This window comes from Labrenzia sp. CP4 (assembly GCF_001579905.1).
Lineage (GTDB): Bacteria > Pseudomonadota > Alphaproteobacteria > Rhizobiales > Stappiaceae > Roseibium > Roseibium algicola.
On sequence record NZ_CP011927.1, the window covers coordinates 5,352,964 to 5,369,684 of the forward strand.

General features: G+C 59.3%; 16 protein-coding genes. 13 read left to right on the plus strand and 3 right to left on the minus strand.

The window, feature by feature from the left end; genetic code table 11:
* Nucleotides 1–107: 107 nt before the first annotated feature.
* The 4 genes from ACP90_RS24525 to ACP90_RS24540 all read left to right on the plus strand — a co-directional run bounded on the left by ACP90_RS24525 (nucleotide 108) and on the right by ACP90_RS24540 (nucleotide 4,307).
* Nucleotides 108–563 carry a winged helix-turn-helix transcriptional regulator gene (locus ACP90_RS24525; RefSeq protein ID WP_022999714.1) on the plus strand — a complete coding sequence of 152 codons (456 nt, stop codon included), beginning with the start codon at nucleotides 108–110 and terminating at the stop codon, nucleotides 561–563.
* 120 nt (nucleotides 564–683) lie between these two features.
* Nucleotides 684–1,907: an ABC transporter substrate-binding protein gene (locus ACP90_RS24530; RefSeq protein ID WP_062490556.1), complete on the plus strand. Its 1,224-nt coding sequence runs from the start codon at nucleotides 684–686 to the stop codon at nucleotides 1,905–1,907.
* A 10-nt stretch (nucleotides 1,908–1,917) separates the two neighbouring features.
* Nucleotides 1,918–3,621 carry an ABC transporter permease subunit gene (locus ACP90_RS24535; RefSeq protein ID WP_062490558.1) on the plus strand — a complete coding sequence of 568 codons (1,704 nt, stop codon included), beginning with the start codon at nucleotides 1,918–1,920 and terminating at the stop codon, nucleotides 3,619–3,621.
* Between the two features lie 8 nt (nucleotides 3,622–3,629).
* Complete coding sequence (locus ACP90_RS24540; protein ID WP_062490560.1) at nucleotides 3,630–4,307, plus strand: ATP-binding cassette domain-containing protein; 678 nt, start codon at nucleotides 3,630–3,632, stop codon at nucleotides 4,305–4,307.
* Between the two features lie 167 nt (nucleotides 4,308–4,474).
* Here the strand turns inward: ACP90_RS24540 and bfr are convergent, their stop codons facing one another.
* Together bfr and ACP90_RS24550 are read right to left on the minus strand one after the other, a co-directional pair.
* Entirely contained in the window at nucleotides 4,475–4,960 is a 486-nt protein-coding gene (gene bfr / locus ACP90_RS24545; RefSeq protein WP_022999710.1) for a bacterioferritin, read from the minus strand.
* 115 nt (nucleotides 4,961–5,075) lie between these two features.
* Nucleotides 5,076–5,318, minus strand: a complete 243-nt coding sequence (locus tag ACP90_RS24550) for a (2Fe-2S)-binding protein (protein WP_062490562.1) — start codon at nucleotides 5,316–5,318, stop codon at nucleotides 5,076–5,078.
* Between the two features lie 125 nt (nucleotides 5,319–5,443).
* Between ACP90_RS24550 and ACP90_RS24555 the strand changes: the two genes are divergently transcribed.
* The 5 genes from ACP90_RS24555 (at nucleotide 5,444) to ACP90_RS24575 (ending at nucleotide 11,734) form a co-directional block, all read left to right on the plus strand.
* Nucleotides 5,444–6,202, plus strand: coding sequence for an SDR family oxidoreductase (locus ACP90_RS24555; protein ID WP_022999708.1), 759 nt, complete (start codon nucleotides 5,444–5,446; stop codon nucleotides 6,200–6,202).
* A 194-nt stretch (nucleotides 6,203–6,396) separates the two neighbouring features.
* The gene (locus ACP90_RS24560; protein ID WP_208993401.1) at nucleotides 6,397–8,832 is read left to right on the plus strand and encodes a methyl-accepting chemotaxis protein; all 2,436 of its coding nucleotides are present in this window, start codon (nucleotides 6,397–6,399) and stop codon (nucleotides 8,830–8,832) included.
* Between the two features lie 261 nt (nucleotides 8,833–9,093).
* Nucleotides 9,094–10,047 carry a class I SAM-dependent methyltransferase gene (locus ACP90_RS24565; protein ID WP_022999706.1) on the plus strand — a complete coding sequence of 318 codons (954 nt, stop codon included), beginning with the start codon at nucleotides 9,094–9,096 and terminating at the stop codon, nucleotides 10,045–10,047.
* Entirely contained in the window at nucleotides 10,044–10,871 is an 828-nt protein-coding gene (locus ACP90_RS24570; protein ID WP_062490573.1) for an RNA methyltransferase, read from the plus strand. Before ACP90_RS24565 ends, ACP90_RS24570 begins: the two co-directional genes overlap by 4 nt.
* A 5-nt stretch (nucleotides 10,872–10,876) precedes the next feature.
* Entirely contained in the window at nucleotides 10,877–11,734 is an 858-nt protein-coding gene (locus ACP90_RS24575; RefSeq protein WP_062490575.1) for an SDR family oxidoreductase, read from the plus strand.
* 91 nt (nucleotides 11,735–11,825) lie between these two features.
* Here the strand turns inward: ACP90_RS24575 and ACP90_RS24580 are convergent, their stop codons facing one another.
* The gene (locus ACP90_RS24580; protein ID WP_022999703.1) at nucleotides 11,826–12,461 is read right to left on the minus strand and encodes a peroxiredoxin; all 636 of its coding nucleotides are present in this window, start codon (nucleotides 12,459–12,461) and stop codon (nucleotides 11,826–11,828) included.
* A gap of 211 nt (nucleotides 12,462–12,672) precedes the next feature.
* Between ACP90_RS24580 and ACP90_RS24585 the strand changes: the two genes are divergently transcribed.
* The 4 genes from ACP90_RS24585 to ACP90_RS24600 all read left to right on the plus strand — a co-directional run bounded on the left by ACP90_RS24585 (nucleotide 12,673) and on the right by ACP90_RS24600 (nucleotide 16,705).
* Nucleotides 12,673–13,131: a YtoQ family protein gene (locus ACP90_RS24585; protein ID WP_022999702.1), complete on the plus strand. Its 459-nt coding sequence runs from the start codon at nucleotides 12,673–12,675 to the stop codon at nucleotides 13,129–13,131.
* 269 nt (nucleotides 13,132–13,400) lie between these two features.
* The gene (locus tag ACP90_RS24590) at nucleotides 13,401–13,601 is read left to right on the plus strand and encodes a cold shock domain-containing protein (RefSeq protein ID WP_031268890.1); all 201 of its coding nucleotides are present in this window, start codon (nucleotides 13,401–13,403) and stop codon (nucleotides 13,599–13,601) included.
* Between the two features lie 68 nt (nucleotides 13,602–13,669).
* Complete coding sequence (locus ACP90_RS24595) at nucleotides 13,670–14,983, plus strand: tetratricopeptide repeat protein (RefSeq protein ID WP_062490577.1); 1,314 nt, start codon at nucleotides 13,670–13,672, stop codon at nucleotides 14,981–14,983.
* 120 nt (nucleotides 14,984–15,103) lie between these two features.
* Nucleotides 15,104–16,705 (plus strand): B12-binding domain-containing radical SAM protein, encoded by a 1,602-nt coding sequence (locus tag ACP90_RS24600; RefSeq protein WP_055657417.1) that lies wholly within the window; start codon nucleotides 15,104–15,106, stop codon nucleotides 16,703–16,705.
* The last annotated feature ends 16 nt before the right edge of the window (nucleotides 16,706–16,721 follow it).

Here is a 16,721-nt window from a genome sequence, read left to right on the forward strand (position 1 = left end):
CACTAGATGCCTCCAAAATATCTTGAATCGAAGTCCGCTTTTCGCTGTTTTTGAAGCCAATCTCCGTGTATTTCTCTGCAAATTTCTTTTTTCTAGGGAAATTCGCCATGCTTGATGCAACAGATCGGAGGATTCTGAAGGTCCTCCAACAGGACGGCCGCATTACCAATACGGACCTTGCCGAACGGGTGCATCTTTCGGCAACCGCGACCGCCGAACGCATGAAGCGGCTGGTGCGCGAAGGGTACATCGAGCACTTCTCCGCCAGCCTCAATCCGAAGATGGTGGACCGGGGCTTGCTGGTCTTCGTCGAAATCCGGCTTGACCGCACCTCACCGGAAATTTTCGACGCCTTCAAGATTGCCGTCGAACGCTCGACCGACATCATGGAATGTCACATGGTGGCAGGCGGCTTCGACTATCTCATGAAAAGCCGCGTCAAGGACATGGAAGCCTATCGGGCCTTCCTGTCTGATGTGGTTTTGGCGCTACCGGGCGTGCGTGAAACACATACTTACGCCGTCATGGAAGAGATCAAGGACACCCATATCCTGCCGGTCTGATTTGCGTTGAAATCAAACGGGCACGAACACTCATCGTTCACAAAGCCTTGTCTTGACCGTGCCATGCGCCTTGCGCGAGGGAACGAGGACCGGACACGATCCGCAACAGGGGAAATTCTGATGAAACGCATGCTTGCCGCAACGCTTGGTCTACTAGGATCACTGATGGCACCGGTTGCTGCTTCTGCACAGGAAGCGGCCAATGATCCGGCGTGGCAGGCAGTGCTGGACGAGGCCAGAGGCGAGACCGTTTATTTCCACGCCTGGGGCGGCGAACCGCGCATCAACGCCTATATCGCCTGGGCTGCCCGGGAAGTGGCAAATGAATTCGACGTTCGCGTGCTTCAGGTGAAGGTCAGTGACACCGCATCTGTGGTCTCACAGGTGCTTGCCGAAAAATCGGTTGGCAAGGTCTCTGGCGGCGCGGTCGATCTGGTCTGGATCAACGGCGAAAATTTCGCGGCCATGAAGGAACAGGGCCTGCTGGCAGCACCTGGATGGGCGCAGACGTTGCCGAACTGGGATTACGTCGACGTGGAAAACAAGCCGACCGTCGTCCAGGATTTCACCGTGCCTACGGATGGCCAGGAAAGCCCGTGGGGGATGGCCAAGCTCGTGTTCATGTATGACAGTGCCCGCCTGGACACCCCACCCGCGACGCTCGATGCGCTGCTGAGCTACGCCAAGGCGAACCCAGGCCGATTTGCCTATCCGCAACCGCCCAATTTCTATGGCACGACCTTTCTGAAACAGGTTCTCGTCAGCACGGTTCCGGACAAGGCCGCTCTGACGAAACCGGTGGATGAAGCCCGCTTCGAAGAAATGACCGCACCGTTGTTTGCCTATCTGGACGCATTGAACGGCTCGCTCTGGCGCCAGGGCCGCGCTTTCCCGAAGGATGCAGCGCATATGCGCCAGCTGCTTGCCGACGGAGAACTGGATATTGCATTTTCCTTCAATCCGTCCGATGCCTCGAGCGCAATTGCCAACGGCGAACTGCCGCCCAGCGTGCGCACCTTCGTTCTGGATGGCGGTACCATCGGCAACACCCACTTCGTTGCAATTCCGTTCAACAGTTCCAGCCAGGCAGGCGCCAAGGTCTTCGCCAACTTCCTGTTGTCACCCGCGGCACAGGCCCGCAAGCAGGATCCCGGTATCTGGGGCGACCCAACAGTTTTGAACGTTGCCGGACTGCCTGAAACCGAAAAGGTTCTCTTCGATACGCTCGACCTTGGGCCTGCGACCTTGACGCCCGAACAGCTCGGCCCGGTCCTGCCGGAACCGCATCCGAGCTGGGTCAGTGCGCTTGAAGAGGCCTGGACCACCCGCTACGGCGCCGAGTGAGCCGGAGTACGTGGCAACCCAGCCGAAAGCCGTCCCGGCCATACCGATCATCCTTGTGTCGGTTCTTCTGGCCGGGCCGGTTCTTGCCGGCCTGGCGGGTACGATCCTGCCTGCCTTCGGTTACCTGCCCGCGCTGGGCCACAACAACTTCACCCTTGAACCTGTCCGGCACCTGTTCCAACAACCCGGTCTGCTGACTTCCGTTTGGCTCAGTATTGCCACCGGCCTGACGGCCTCGGTCGTGTCGCTGGCGATCGTGCTCCTGTTCGTGGCAGGCTGGTCCGGAACGGCGGCGTTCCGGCGCCTGACCCGGTTTCTGTCGCCGCTGCTTTCAGTGCCGCACGCGGCGGCGGCCATCGGTCTTGCTTTTCTGATTGCGCCATCGGGATTTCTGGTTCGCCTCGTTTCGCCCTGGGCGACTGGCTGGACCAGGCCACCCGACGTTCTGATCCTCAACGATCCGTTCGGCATCGCCATGACGGTTGGTCTTGTCGCCAAGGAAGTGCCTTTTCTGTTCCTGATGACCCTCGCCGCGCTAAACCGCCCTCACGTTCAGGAGTATTTCAAGGCAGGTGCCAGCCTTGGCTATGGCCGTGTCGCAACCTTCTTCAAGATCGTTCTGCCGCAGATCTACCCGCTCATCCGCCTGCCGGTGCTGGCAGTGGTCGCCTATGCCACATCCGTCGTTGATGTCGCCGCTATCCTTGGGCCAACGACACCGGCTCCGCTCGCCCCGCGTCTCGTCAGCTGGATGAACGACTCGGATCTGACCAAACGTCTGATGGCATCTGCCGGGGCGTTGCTGCAACTTGCCGTCAGTACGACTGCTCTGACCACCTATCTGGCAGGCGAACGGCTGGTCGCCTCAGCCTCCAGACGCCGTCTCGTCACCGGGCATCGTCACTTGCGCGAGCGTGCGGCAAGATATGGCGGACTTCTGGTGATGGTACTCATCATCGTGGCCATGATCCTCTCGTTGCTTCTGCTCGGGATCTGGTCTGCCGCCCGCTCGTGGTGGTTTCCCTCTGTTTTGCCGCAGGCCTGGAATGTCATGCAAATGACCGACACCCTCGGCATGAGCCTCGGGCTTCTCGGTACGACCGTCGCTCTGGCCTGTGCCTCCGCGTTTGTTGCAACAGCCCTGACACTTTGGGTTCTGGAAGCGCGCGATCACCGCAAGTCGACCTCTTCGCGCCGCCTCAAGACACTCGTCTTCCTGCCGCTGCTGCTGCCGCAGATCAGCTTTCTGTTCGGTCTGCAGCTGCTTTTCCTGTCAGCGGATTTCAGCGGCACATTCTCCGCTGTTTTGCTGGCCCACCTGGTTTTCGTCCTGCCCTACGCCTTCCTGGCCTTGAGCGATCCCTGGGCCCGGCTCGATCCGCGCTTTGCCAAGGCTGCAGCCTCCATCGGCGCGTCGCGTGCCCGCATCTTCTGGCAGATCCGTTTGCCATTGTTGCTGCGGCCTGTTCTGGTAACGCTTGCCGTGGCAGCCGCGGTTTCCGTCGGCCAGTATCTGCCGACCTTGATGATCGGTGCCGGACGGGTCGCCACGGTCACGACCGAGAGTGTCGCCCTGGCCAGCGGAGGCAGCCGACAGGCAACTGCGCTGTTGGCCCTGTTGCAACTTGGCATACCACTGGCCGGATTTACGCTGGCCGCACTGTTACCGGCGTTGCTTCATCGCAACCGGGCCGCCATGCGGCTGGAAAGGTGAGGCAAGCAATGCAGACCCCAAACGAGCCAATGGGCCTGGTTCTTCAGGACGTCACCCTCCACCTGGACGGAGCGCCCCTGCTTGGGATCGACTGCCGGATAGAACCGGGAACAATACTCACCGTGATGGGCGAAAGCGGCAGCGGCAAATCCAGCCTGCTCGACTTCATTGCCGGTTTCCTCCGGCCGGATTTCAAGGCGAGTGGCAAGGTGATGCTTGATGGCAAGGATCTGACACCTCTGCCTGCACAGGAGCGGCATATCGGCCTGATGTTCCAGACGCCGCTGTTGTTCCCGCATATGTCCGTGCTGCAAAACCTGATGTTCGCCATTCCCGCTGCAATCCGCAAAAGATCCCTCCGGCGGGACATGGCTCAACAGGCCCTCGCCGATGTCGGGCTTTCCGGCTTCGGCAGCCGGGACCCTGCGACGCTGTCCGGCGGTCAGCAGACCCGCGTCGCCTTGATGCGAACGCTTCTTGCCGAGCCGCATGCGCTGCTGCTGGACGAACCTTTCTCAAGTCTCGACAAGGCCCGGCGAGCTGACATCCGGGCATTGGTCTTCGACGCAGCCAGACAAAAGGGCTTGCCCGTCCTGCTTGTCACGCACGACGAGGAAGACGCTGACGCAACCGGTGGCAAGGTACATTTTCTTGATGAAAGCGGATCAGGCAACGGCTGCGCCTGAGAAGGAGGTAACATAGGTGCAATTGTCAGCGAACAGGACGTACGGCCAAAACGCGCGGAAGAACTGAGCCGCCTAAATAGTCTTCTGATTGCAGACAGAAGATGTCTGCCGTTGCCGGGTTGGCTCCGACGACGGCAGACGGAAATCAGGTTTGTGAACCCTGGTGCTTATTCGGCGGTGTCCGCAGACTTGGCCTGCAGCAGGGAGTAGTTGTCGATGCCGATCCGTTCGATCAGTTCAAGCTGCGTTTCGAGGAAATCGATGTGGCTTTCCTCGTCGCTCAGAAGCTGTTCAAACAGCGCCATGGAAACATAGTCGCCGAGCTCGCGACAGACTTCGCGGGCTTCGTGGTAAAGGGCCCGCGCGACGTATTCCGCTGCAAGGTCGCCTTCAAGGCATTCCTTGACCGACTGGCCGATCCGCAACGGGTCCAGGGTCTGAAGATTGGGCAGACCTTCCAGGAAGATGATCCGGTCCATCAGATCCTGTGCGTGCTGACGTTCTTCTTCAGCTTCCGCCAGTTCCTTGTCGGCCAGCTTGCCGAAGCCCCAGTCGGCCAACAGCCGGGCATGGACCCAATATTGGTTCACTGCCGTCAACTCGTGCCGCAGGGCCTTGTTGAGATACTCGATTACGCGCGCTTCGCCCTTCATGACCCTCTCCCTGCGAGATCCCCCCGGGGTGCTCTGTCACTTGGACATGTGCCCGGATGTTGATCGAAATCCATGTTCCGGACCAAGCCATTTCTCTGGCAGGGGCCGGTAAGTCCTAGCGGTTTGAAGCCTGCTTCAATTCTGCAGGCGACTCTTCCGACTTTGGTTGCTCTTCAGAACTTTTTTCGTGAATGATGTCAATGACCGACGGAAAACAGCTTCCGCAACGCGGCCTGCACCCCAGATGACGGAACACCGCTCCGGGCGTTGGCACCTTGCCATTCGGGTCTGCACGCATTTCTTCCGCGGCTTCGCGAAGTTGCTTGTCAGACAGTACGTTACAGGAGCAAATGATCATTGTAGGATCCGGCGCGCGTCCTCATATGCGAACATATTGGCATTGACGAATTCCAGCGCAATAACGAAACTCGACTGCAAGAGTCAACTTTTTCCACGACTTTTGCACGCCAGCAGGGAAATAACATGACCGGCCAGGGTATCCCCGACGAGCGTCCGACACTCGTGCTGACAGGCGCGAGCCGCGGCATCGGACATGCCACCGTCAAGCGGTTTTCCGCGGAAGGCTGGCGGGTGATCACCTGCTCCCGGCAGGCGTTTTCGGACAAGTGTCCATGGCCGATGGGGCCTGAGGACCATATCCAGGTGGATCTTTCCGATCCGGAAAACCTCGGGTTTGCCACCCAGGAAATCCGCAAGCGTCTGGAGCCCAACGGTTCGCGCCTTCATGCGCTGGTCAACAATGCGGGGATCAGCCCCAAGGGCCCCGACGGGGAACGACTGGATTCGCTGACAACGGCCATGCACGAATGGCGAACCGTTTTTCAGGTCAACTTCTTTGCCCCCATCCTTCTTGGCCGGGGCCTTTTCAAGGAACTGAAGAATGCCAAGGGTTCGGTCGTCAACGTGACGTCGATCGCCGGCATGAAGGTGCATCCCTTCGCCGGCACCGCCTATTCCACCTCGAAGGCGGCCCTCGCATCGCTTACGCGGGAGATGGCGGCCGACTTCGGTCCGCACGGCATTCGCGTCAATGCAATCGCACCGGGTGAAATCGATACATCCATCCTGTCACCTGGCACCGAAAAGATGATCGAAGACATTCCGCTCCGCCGCCTTGGCCTGCCGAATGAAGTTGCCGACACGATCTATTACTTGTGCTCCGAGAAGTCTTCCTACGTCAGTGGAGCAGAAATTCACATCAACGGCGGTCAGCATGTATAAATCATTTATACAACCCGCCCCTCTTCTAGCTTGCCGATATATTTGCGGGACCTAAACCTGACTTTCAGAATGACGCATTTCTTCTTCAGCTAAATATTACCTGAAGCTAAAAATGCGTGATTTACCTAATGTTCATTGCGCTCCGCAATACTGACAGAACGACAATGCAGTTGTTCCGGCTGTGCGGGGATAAAATGAAACGAATATTGAAAGTTCTGACCGACTTGAAATTTGGCTTCAAGGTCGGCGGCGGTTTTCTGGCTGTCTTGCTGCTGACGGCAGTCGTAGGTGGCGTGGGATTTCTGGCCATCCATGGTCTGTCCGCGCGGTTCGTCGTTGCCGATCAGGCGGCCAAGGTTGCCGGACAGGTCCAGGCAACGTCCCTGCTTCGTGAAGACTATCTCAACAATCCTTCGGCAGACCTTCGCAATTCCGTGCTTGAAGGTGTGGCGACGCTGCAAGGCGAACTGGACCTCCTGACCAACGAGATTGCGGGCGACACCGCCTCTGAAGCTCAGGTTGCGGGGGCCAAGGACGCGGTTTCCAGTTTCTCGACCACTTTCGATCAGGTCGCCGAGCAGACGGTGCAGCAGGCCGAGCGTATCGCGACACTTCAGAAAAGCACCAATGATCTGGAAGCACTGGCGACCAACATCAGTGACGCCGTTCTGACGGAAGAAAAACGCATCAGCGCCGAAGCCTTCGCGGCGAACAGCCAGCTGGACGATGCCAACCAGCTTCAGAGAACCGTGTTCGAACTGAAAGACGAAGTCGTCAAGGTTCACATGCTCTACCTGAAGGGCAGCGGCAACATTGACGGTGAAGATCTTACCTCAGCCATCGACACCGCACGCAACCTCGTCTCTTCCACGAAGCAGATGAAGTACAAGCAGATCGAAGGTATCGACCGCAAGACCGTGAGCAAGCTGGCCTCGCAGGCGAACAAGCTCAACGCGGCTCTGGAGAACCTCACCAAGGATCTCGGCTTTTCCGAAGCCTATGAAGCACGCCAGGCCGTCGGCAATGCAATCGACGGGATGAACGGCTTTACCGAGGAAATTCTCGGGCAAGTCCACCCGGTCGTTTCCAAGGCAAAAACCGACGCACTGACCGCCTCCACCCGCCTTGCAACGGTACGCTCCATTGCCGAGAAAGCTACAAGCCTGAATGAGATGGCACTGGCCGCCCGCGCGGAAACACTCTACCTCTTCGGCGCCTTTGGTGTCAGCGACCAGTCGGCCGTGGAAGAACAGATCGCCAATCTGCAGGGCCTGGAAAAGGACATGGTCAAATACGCCATGATCCTTCCCTCCGCCGCAGACGCAATCAACGCGATCCCTGAATCCGTTGCAACGCTCGACAAGTCTTTCCGCGAGATGCTTGTCACCAAGGCAGATCTGGCTGCCAAACGAGTGGAACTTGACGACCTGACCCGCAAGGTCAGCGCCGACATCACGTCCATCTCCGCTGCACAGTCGCAAGCCGCCAATTCCGCCGCCACGGCTGCAAAGGTCCAGATTGCCATCACGATCCTGCTCGCCATCCTGGGCGGCATCGGTCTTGCCTTCATTCTCAACCTGGCCATCACGCGTCCGATCCGCACGATCACAGGCGTCATGGACCGCCTGGCAAACGGCAACAATGAAGTTGTGATCCCGGGCATCGATCGTGGCGACGAGATCGGCGACATGAGCCGCACGGTGCAGGTGTTCCGCGACAACGCTGTCGAACGCGCTCAGCTGCAGGAGCAGAATGCCCGCGAGGAAGCCTCCCGCCAGGAACGCCAGGCCCGTATCGACAGTCTGATCCATTCTTTCCGCACCAAGGCGGAAGAAGCGCTCGGCTCCGTGGAAACCACCGCGGGCGGCCTCGACAACACCGCACAGGCCCTGACGGAAATCGCCCGGGACAGCGCCGGTTACGCCAGCGAAACCCAGGCATCGTCCAACGAGACCACCAACAACGTTCAGACCGTGGCAAGCGCCGCCGAAGAACTGGCGGCTTCGATCGGCGAGATCTCCCGCCAGGTTGCCCAGACGACAGAAATCGTCGACCGGGCCACCACCGGAACACGGATCACCAACCAGAAGGTCGAAGGGCTGGCGGAAGCCGCCACAAAGATCGGCGAAGTGGTGACCCTCATCCAGGCGATTGCCGAACAGACCAACCTTCTGGCCCTCAACGCCACCATCGAAGCGGCACGCGCCGGTGAAGCCGGAAGAGGTTTCGCGGTTGTTGCTGCCGAGGTGAAGGAGCTGGCCACCCAGACCTCCAAGGCAACGGAGGAGATCTCCAGCCAGATCACCGAGATCCAGAACGCGACCAAGGAATCCGTCGTTGCCATTGGCGAGATCGCGGAAACCATGACCGAGGTGAACACCTACACCACGGCCATCGCATCGGCTGTCGAACAGCAGGGCGCCGCCACCGCGGAAATTTCCCAGAACGTGCAGCGCGCGGCGGAAGGAACCGGTGCCGTGTCCTCGTCCATGTCGCAGCTTTCACAGGCCGTTGACCAGACCTCCTCGTCTGCGGACATGGTGCTGTCGGCTTCCGGAGAACTGACCCAGAAGACCCACGAACTGAAGCGTGAAGTCGAGCAGTTCCTCTCCGAGGTTGCCGCGGCCTGATCGCACACATCTGACCAAAGAGGGCGGGTGAGCTTCGGTTCCCCGCCCTTTTCTTTTGCGCTCGACAGGATCGCCGACGGCAGCGGGAAATTGCCTTTGCGGTGCTGTTGTGGCCGGTCACGAAACCTTTGGACCGGAGGGGTTCAAGAGCCGGTCGGGAAACCTTTTCGACCACAAAGGAACGTCTAATCTACTTTCAAATGAAGGCAGGATGTTCTATGGCGGAACAACTTCAAACCTGACAGAAAACGAGTGAGACCCGTGGCGGATCAGACCAGTGCCTCCACCTATGCCCCGTCCGGCGAGCCTGCACACCAGAGCTGGCCGGTGATCCTGGAAACCAAGGGCTGGAAGGACTATCGGCTTCTGGACATGGGCCAGGGCGAGAAGCTTGAGCGTTATGGCCGTTTCACCATCGTGCGTCCGGAACCGCAGGCCATGGGGGCCCGGCGGCAGAAGGAAAGTGTCTGGAACCGTGCCGATGCCGTCTTTTCCGGCGACACGGAAGAAGAAGGCCCGGGCCGCTGGAAGTTTTCCGGAAGCGTGCCGGAAACCTGGCCGATGTCATATGGCCCTGTTCGCTACAACGGTCGCTTCATGTCGTTCCGCCACGTCGGCGTCTTCCCCGAACAGGCCGCCCATTGGGACTGGGTCAACGGCAAGATCCGCGCTGAACGCGAGCGCGCACCGGAAAAGCCGCTGAAGATCCTGAACCTTTTCGGCTACACCGGCCTTGCCTCGTTGCTCCCGGCGACGGAAGGGGCGCAGGTAACCCACGTGGACGCCTCCAAGAAGGCGATCGGTTATGCCCGCGAGAACCAGGAGATGTCAGGTCTCGAAGATCTGCCGATCCGATGGATCTGCGAGGACGCTTCGAAATTTGTTGCCCGCGAAGTGCGGCGCGGTAACACCTATGACGGCATCATTCTCGACCCACCGAAATACGGCCGCGGCCCGAAGGGCGAGGTCTGGGATATCTACACCAGCCTGCCCGGCATGCTCGCAGACCTGAAGCAGCTTCTGGACAAGGACGCATTGTTCATGATCCTGACCGCCTATGCGATCCGCTCCAGTTTCGTGTCCATTCACGAACTCATGGCCGAAACCCTGGACACCGAAGGCGGCCTGCTGGAATCCGGCGAACTGGTCATCCGCGAGGAGGACGGCAAGCGCGCACTGTCCACGTCGCTCTTTTCGCGCTGGAGCAGCAGATGATCGAAAAACGCCAGGGGGCGGTGAAACAGATCACCAGCCATTCCAACCCGATCGTCAAGGAGATCAAGGGGCTCGTCGCGCAGCGCAAGCACCGCAGCCAGTCGGGCCTGTTCGTGGCCGAAGGCCTGAAGCTGGCCACCGATGCGCTGGAAGCCGGCTGGGGCGTGCGTTATCTCGCGCTCGGCCCGGAAGCGCGGGACAATCCTGTCGCGCAGAAGGCCGCTGCTGCCGCGAAGGCGCGCGGCGCCCTGATCCTGGAAGCATCGACCGCCGTCATGTCCGCCATGACGCGCAAGGACAATCCGCAGATGGTTGTCGGTGTTTACGAGCAGAAGCTTCTGGGAGCCCGCGACATTGATCCCGCCGGTACCACACTCTGGGTCGCTCTCGACCGGGTGCGCGATCCGGGCAACCTTGGCACGATCATCCGCACGGTCGATGCGGTCGGTGGTGCGGGTGTCATGCTGGTCGGCGATTGCACGGATCCCTTCGCGGTTGAAGCTGTTCGCGCCACCATGGGCTCGCTGTTTCATGTGCCGCTGGCCAAACTCGGCAAGGACGAATTCAAGTCACTGGCCGAAAAATGGCCCGGCACCGTCGCGGCCACCCACCTGAAGGGATCGGTCGACTATCGCACGCCCGACTATGCCGAGCCGGTGCTGCTGGTCATGGGCAACGAGCAGAAGGGCCTGGAAGACGACATGGCAGCCGCCTGCCGTACCTTGATCCGCATTCCGCAGGTCGGACAGGCCGACAGCCTGAACCTGGCCGTTGCCACGGGCGTTGCGCTTTATGAAATCCGCCGCAAGTATCTGGAGCTTTAGAACCTATGCGTCTGTTCATCTTTGGCACCGGATTTTCCTCCAAGGCGTTCGTGGAAGAAGTGCGTGACCAGTTCGACTGGATCGGCGGCACAACGCGTTCTTCGGACAAGATGGAGGCGCTCCGGACACTGGGTGTCGAACCGTTTCTCTTCGACGGCAACTCCCAAGGCGACGGCGTTGCCGAAGCACTGAAGCAAGCGACGCATATACTGGTCTCGATTGCTCCGAATGAAGCCGGCGACCCGGTGCTGAACCAGTACGCCAATGAGATTGCCGGCGCGAAACCGCGCTGGATAGGATACCTCTCCACAGTCGGTGTCTACGGCAATCACGACGGTGCCTGGGTCGATGAGGAAACTCCGCTCAACCCCGTTTCCAAACGCTCCGTCCAGCGTGTCGCGGCGGAAGAGGCCTGGTTGGCATTTGCCGAACAGAATGACCTGCCGGTGCAGATTTTCCGCCTTTCGGGCATTTATGGCCCGGGCCGGAATGCATTCGAGAATTTCAGGAAGGGCACGGCGCGGCGGCTGGTGAAGCCGGGTCAGGTCTTCAACCGCATTCACGTTGCCGATATTGCGGGCGCATTGAAGGCTGCCATGGCTAAGCCGTCGACGCGGGTTTTCAACGTTACGGACGATGAACCGGCCCCGCCGCAGGATGTGGTGGCCTTTGCCGCGGAGCTGCTCGGCGTCGAAGCCCCACCCGAGATCCCGTTCGAAACCGCGGATCTCACACCGATGGCCAGGTCCTTCTACGGCGAAAACAAGCGGGTTTCCAACCAGCGCGTCAAGGATGAGCTTGGGTTTACATTCCGCTATCCGGACTACCGTGTTGCCCTGAAGGCCTTGTTGGAGACGGTGTGATCCCGTCGCAGGTCCCTGCCCTGACCAGACCCTGACACGGCGGCGCCTTTTTTCATGCGCCGCCAGCGGTTTCATCCCTTCATTTCAGCCGTTATTTGGGCTGCGGCACCACGCGCAGGTAAGGCTTCAGGGTCTTCCAGCCTTCAGGGAATTTCTCCTTCGCCTCTTCATCGCTCACCGCCGGGACGATGATGACATCCTCACCGGACACCCAGTTGGCCGGGGTGGCGACCTTGTGGGCGGAGGTGAGCTGCAGACTGTCGATCACACGGATGACTTCATCGAAGTTTCTGCCCGTGGAGGCAGGGTATTCGATCTTGAGCTTGATCTTCTTGTCCGGGCCGATAACGAACAGCGACCGCACGGTCAGCGTGTCATTGGCATTGGGATGGATCATGCCGTATGCGGTGGCCACCTTACGATCCGGGTCGGCAATCAGCGGGAAGTTCAGGGCAACGCCTTGCGTATCGGCGATGTCACCAACCCAGGCATGGTGATCCTCGATGGGATCGACCGAAACGCCGAAAACCTTGACGCCACGGGCTGCGAACTTGTCCTTGAGCTTGGCGGTCATTCCCAGTTCGGTGGTGCAGACCGGCGTGAAATCCTTGGGGTGGGAAAACAGAACCGCCCAGGACCCTTCGATCGCCTCATGAAAACGGATCGGACCATCCGTGCTGTCGGCTTCGAAATCCGGTGCCTCGTCTCCGAGCAAAAGTGCAGACATGAATGAGCTCCTTAAAATTACGGACCGCAATCTCAGTTTTGCGGCGGTTTACCCTTCAGTTTTTGCGCAGGCTTGTCGAGTCTCCCGGCCCTTTCCACCAAGGGGCAAATGAACGCAGGGGTTGACGTTGCCTGGTTCAGCCCCCAGTTTCGGACCACAACAAGGCGGGGATTTTCGCCACATAATTCAAAAGCTTGCATGGGAGAACCTTATGACCACCTGGCGCGTCTACTTATCCGGCGAAATCCATACCGACTGGCGTGACAGGATCATGGAAGGTACATCCGCACTCAAGCTGCCGGTGGAATTTTCCTCTCCCGTAACGGATCACGATGCCAGCGACGATTGCGGCGCGACCATCCTGGGTGGTGAGGACAACAAGTTCTGGTACGACCACAAGGGCGCAAAGGTGAACGCGATCCGCACGCGGACGCTGCTGGAAAAAGCCGACATCGTCGTGGTCCGCTTCGGCGATAAATACAAGCAATGGAACGCAGCCTTCGATGCCGGCTATGCTGCCGCGCTCGGCAAGTCTCTGATTGTCGTTCATGACCCGTCGCTGACCCACCCGCTCAAGGAAGTTGACGCAGCTGCTCTTGCGGTCGCCGAGACCTCCGAACAAGTCGTCGATATCCTCAAATATGTTATACTTGGGAAGCTCGATCGGTGAGCAGGTCTTGAAATTAATAATTTCATTACCATACTAATAGACACTATGGAAAAGCCCGGGTGTTTTTACCGGGCAACCAGACCTCCGCCAAATGGAACGGCTTCTTGAAGTGAGGCAGTCGCGAAAAGACTGCGCACGTCGATGTCCAGTTCCGAGCAGGGTCTGAAAAGTACTTTAGTATTATCATCAACACTGTCATCAAGGCGTTGAAAAAGGCAGCTATGGAAGCCGTCGTATGCCAAGATGCCAAGAATTGGAAAGAAGACTCCATGCTACATGGAAACGTGAAATGGTTTGATCAGCGCCGAGGTATCGGCACGATCGAACCGCAGGACGGCGAGGACATCCTTGTCGACATCTCGGCCCTGCGCCGGTCCGGTATTGACACTCTGAAGGAAGGCCAGCTTGTGGCATTCGATCTGGAGTGGCGCCGCGGTCAAATGGTGGCTGAAGACCTGAAAGTCCTGTAAGGTCACTTACAGGTCATTACCGGGTACAAGGGCGGTTCGACCGCCCTTTTTTATTGGATTTTTTTCAGATGCAAATTGACGAGAGATTACAACAGGGCATCTCCGCCCATCGCAGCGGCAATCTGGAAGCCGCCCTCAGCGCCTACAAGGATGTGCTATCAGAAGATCCCGACCATGCGGACGGCCTGCATTTCCTGGGGCTGCTCCATTTCGATGCCGGCAAGGCGGACAATGCGGTTGCGCTTATCCATGCTTCCCTGGAAAGGAACCCGGGCAATTTCTCCGCCTGGAACAACCTCGGCAACATCCTGAAGCTTTCAGGCGACAAGGACGAAGCCTTGAAGGCCTATTTGCGCGCAGTAGAAATTGAAGTTCGCCACGAGGAAGCCTGGAAGAACATCTCGATGATGCTGCAGGAAGCCAGCAACAACGACGAGCTTCTGCCCATGCTGCGAGAAGTCGTGCGCCTCGACCCGAACAATCACAGCGGCTGGCACAACTTCGGCATATCGCTGATGCTTGCCGGCAAAAGAGAGGAAGCGGCAGACGCTTTCGAACGGTGTCTGCAGTTCCCGCCAGACGTCTGGAGCGACAAGGGCTGGCATCCGCGCGTACTGTGCGCGCTTGGACGGGCCGAAGTCGCCACACGGCATATGGAGATGCTTGTCGCAACCTTCCCGGACGACCCGGTCATCCGCTATCAGTTTGCTGCGATCCGCGGAGAAGACCTGTCGCTTGCACCTGCGGACTATGTCCGGGATCATTTCGACAGCTTTTCGGAAAGTTTTGACGACGTCCTGAACGGGCTCGGCTATCAGGCGCCGAAGCTTGTTGCCGAGGAAGTCGCGGAGCTGGCCAGGGAGCGTGACTTGCCGTTTGCCCATGTGGTCGACCTTGGCTGCGGGACCGGCCTTTGTGGACCACTGATCCGCGACCACTGTGCCCGGCTCACCGGCATCGACCTGTCACCGGGCATGCTGCGCAAGGCCGCTGCGCTGAAGGTCTACGACTTCCTGGTCGAGGGAGAGCTCGTTGGATTTCTGTCCTCCGACCTGCCGGCGCACTTCGATCTGGCAGTCTGTGTCGACACGCTGTGTTATCTCGGCGATCTGGAGTCTTTCATGCGGGCGCTTGCAGGAGCCCTAGCCCCGGATGGCATGCTCGTCGCGAGCGTCGAGCATCTCGATACGTCGGACGGGCCGGACTACCGCGTGGATGCTACGGGGCGCTACGCCCACCGACCCGAATATCTAAAGCGCTGCGCGGAGGCCGCGGGCCTTCTCTATGCGCGGGAGAAACGGGATATTCTGCGCAAGGAACTCGGCAAGGATGTGCATGGGCTCGTTTTTCACATCCGCAAGCCAGGCGCCAGCCAGACGTGACAGTCTGTCCGCGCGGACGGCAAGTGAATTCGTGCAGGGACACTCAAAGCGGTTGTGCCGGGGCGTAAAGTTGTTACGGTGTCGCCGTTGGGAACGAGTGTCCGTTTGGAGGGACCGTTAATGTCGGAATGCAATGTTCTGCTGGTGTATCCGCGCTTCAATGCCGGGTCATTCTGGAACTATGGTGCGACCTGCGAAATGGTCGGCGCCAAATATCCCGCTCCTCCTCTCGGCCTGATCACAGTTGCGGCAATGCTGCCGGAGAACTGGAATGTCCGCCTGATCGACCGCAACACCGGCGCCCTGACGAACGACGATCTCGCCTGGGCCGACATGGTGATGACCGGCGGCATGCTGCCCCAGCAGGCCGATTGCCTCGCCGTCATCCGCCGTTCGCAGGAAAAGAACGTTCCCGTCGTGGTCGGCGGTCCGGATGCAACCTCTTCTCCGGAAGTTTATGAAGCGGCCGACTTCCTGGTCCTTGGTGAAGCCGAAGGCATTCTCACCACCTTTGTCGACGCCTGGAAGGAAGGGGTCCGCAACGGCCGTTTCTCGGCCGAGAAATTCAAGGCAGACGTTTCCTCCAGTCCCGTTCCGCGCTTTGACCTTCTGAGATTTGACGATTATGTCCAGATCGGTGTGCAGTATTCGCGCGGCTGCCCGTTTACCTGCGAATTCTGCGACATCATCGAGCTGTATGGCCGCGTGCCGCGCACCAAGACCAACGACCAGATGCTGGCCGAACTCGACCGGCTGTACGAACTTGGCTACCGGGGTCACGTCGACTTCGTCGATGACAATCTCATCGGCAACAAGAAGGCCGTGAAGGGCTTCCTGCCCGAACTGGCGAAATGGCAGAAGGAACGCAGCTACCCGTTCGAAATGTCGACCGAGGCCTCCCTCAACCTGGCGGACGACGAAGCCTTGTTGAAGATGATGCAGCAGGCCGGATATTTCTCGGTCTTCATCGGCATCGAAAGCCCGGACCCGGACGTTCTGGTCGCGACACGCAAGAAACAGAACACACGCCGCGACATCGCCAAGAGCGTGCACAAGATCTACGATGCCGGCATCTTCGTGCTGGCCGGTTTCATTGTCGGCTTCGACGAGGAAAGCGACAAGGTGGCGGACGAGATCTCGGCACTGATCGAGGAGGCCGCAATTCCTGTCGCGATGACCGGTCTGCTCTATGCCCTGCCGAACACCCAGCTGACGCGCCGGCTCGCCAAGGAAGGCCGTCTGCATGCGGATTTCGCCACCGATGATCCGGATACGGAACATGGCGATCAGTGCACCGCCGGGCTCAACTTCACCACAGTGCGCCCGCGCGCGCAGATCCTGGAAGACTTCAAGCAGGTCATCGACCGGGTCTATGGTCCGGAAGCCTACTTCGGCCGCGTTCAGAAGGTGGCTTCCATGCTCGACATGAGCGGCGCTAACGGCTCGATCTTCGGCGCCGGGTTCTTCCACGACATCAAGCTGTTCGGCCGTCTTATCCTGGCAATGACCTTCAAGGAAACCACCTATCGCGGGCCCTTCTGGAAAACCCTGATCAAGACCGCCTTCACCAATTTCAGGGCGATCAAGCCGGTCATGATGATGCTTGCGCTCTATGTGCACCTGGGGCCGTTCTCCCGGTTCGTGGTTGCCCAGATCGACAAGCAGATTGCCGATATCGAAAAGGGCAACTGGGAACAGCCGGCGCTGGTGGCCGCCGAGTAGTCGGGTAAGGTCTCCT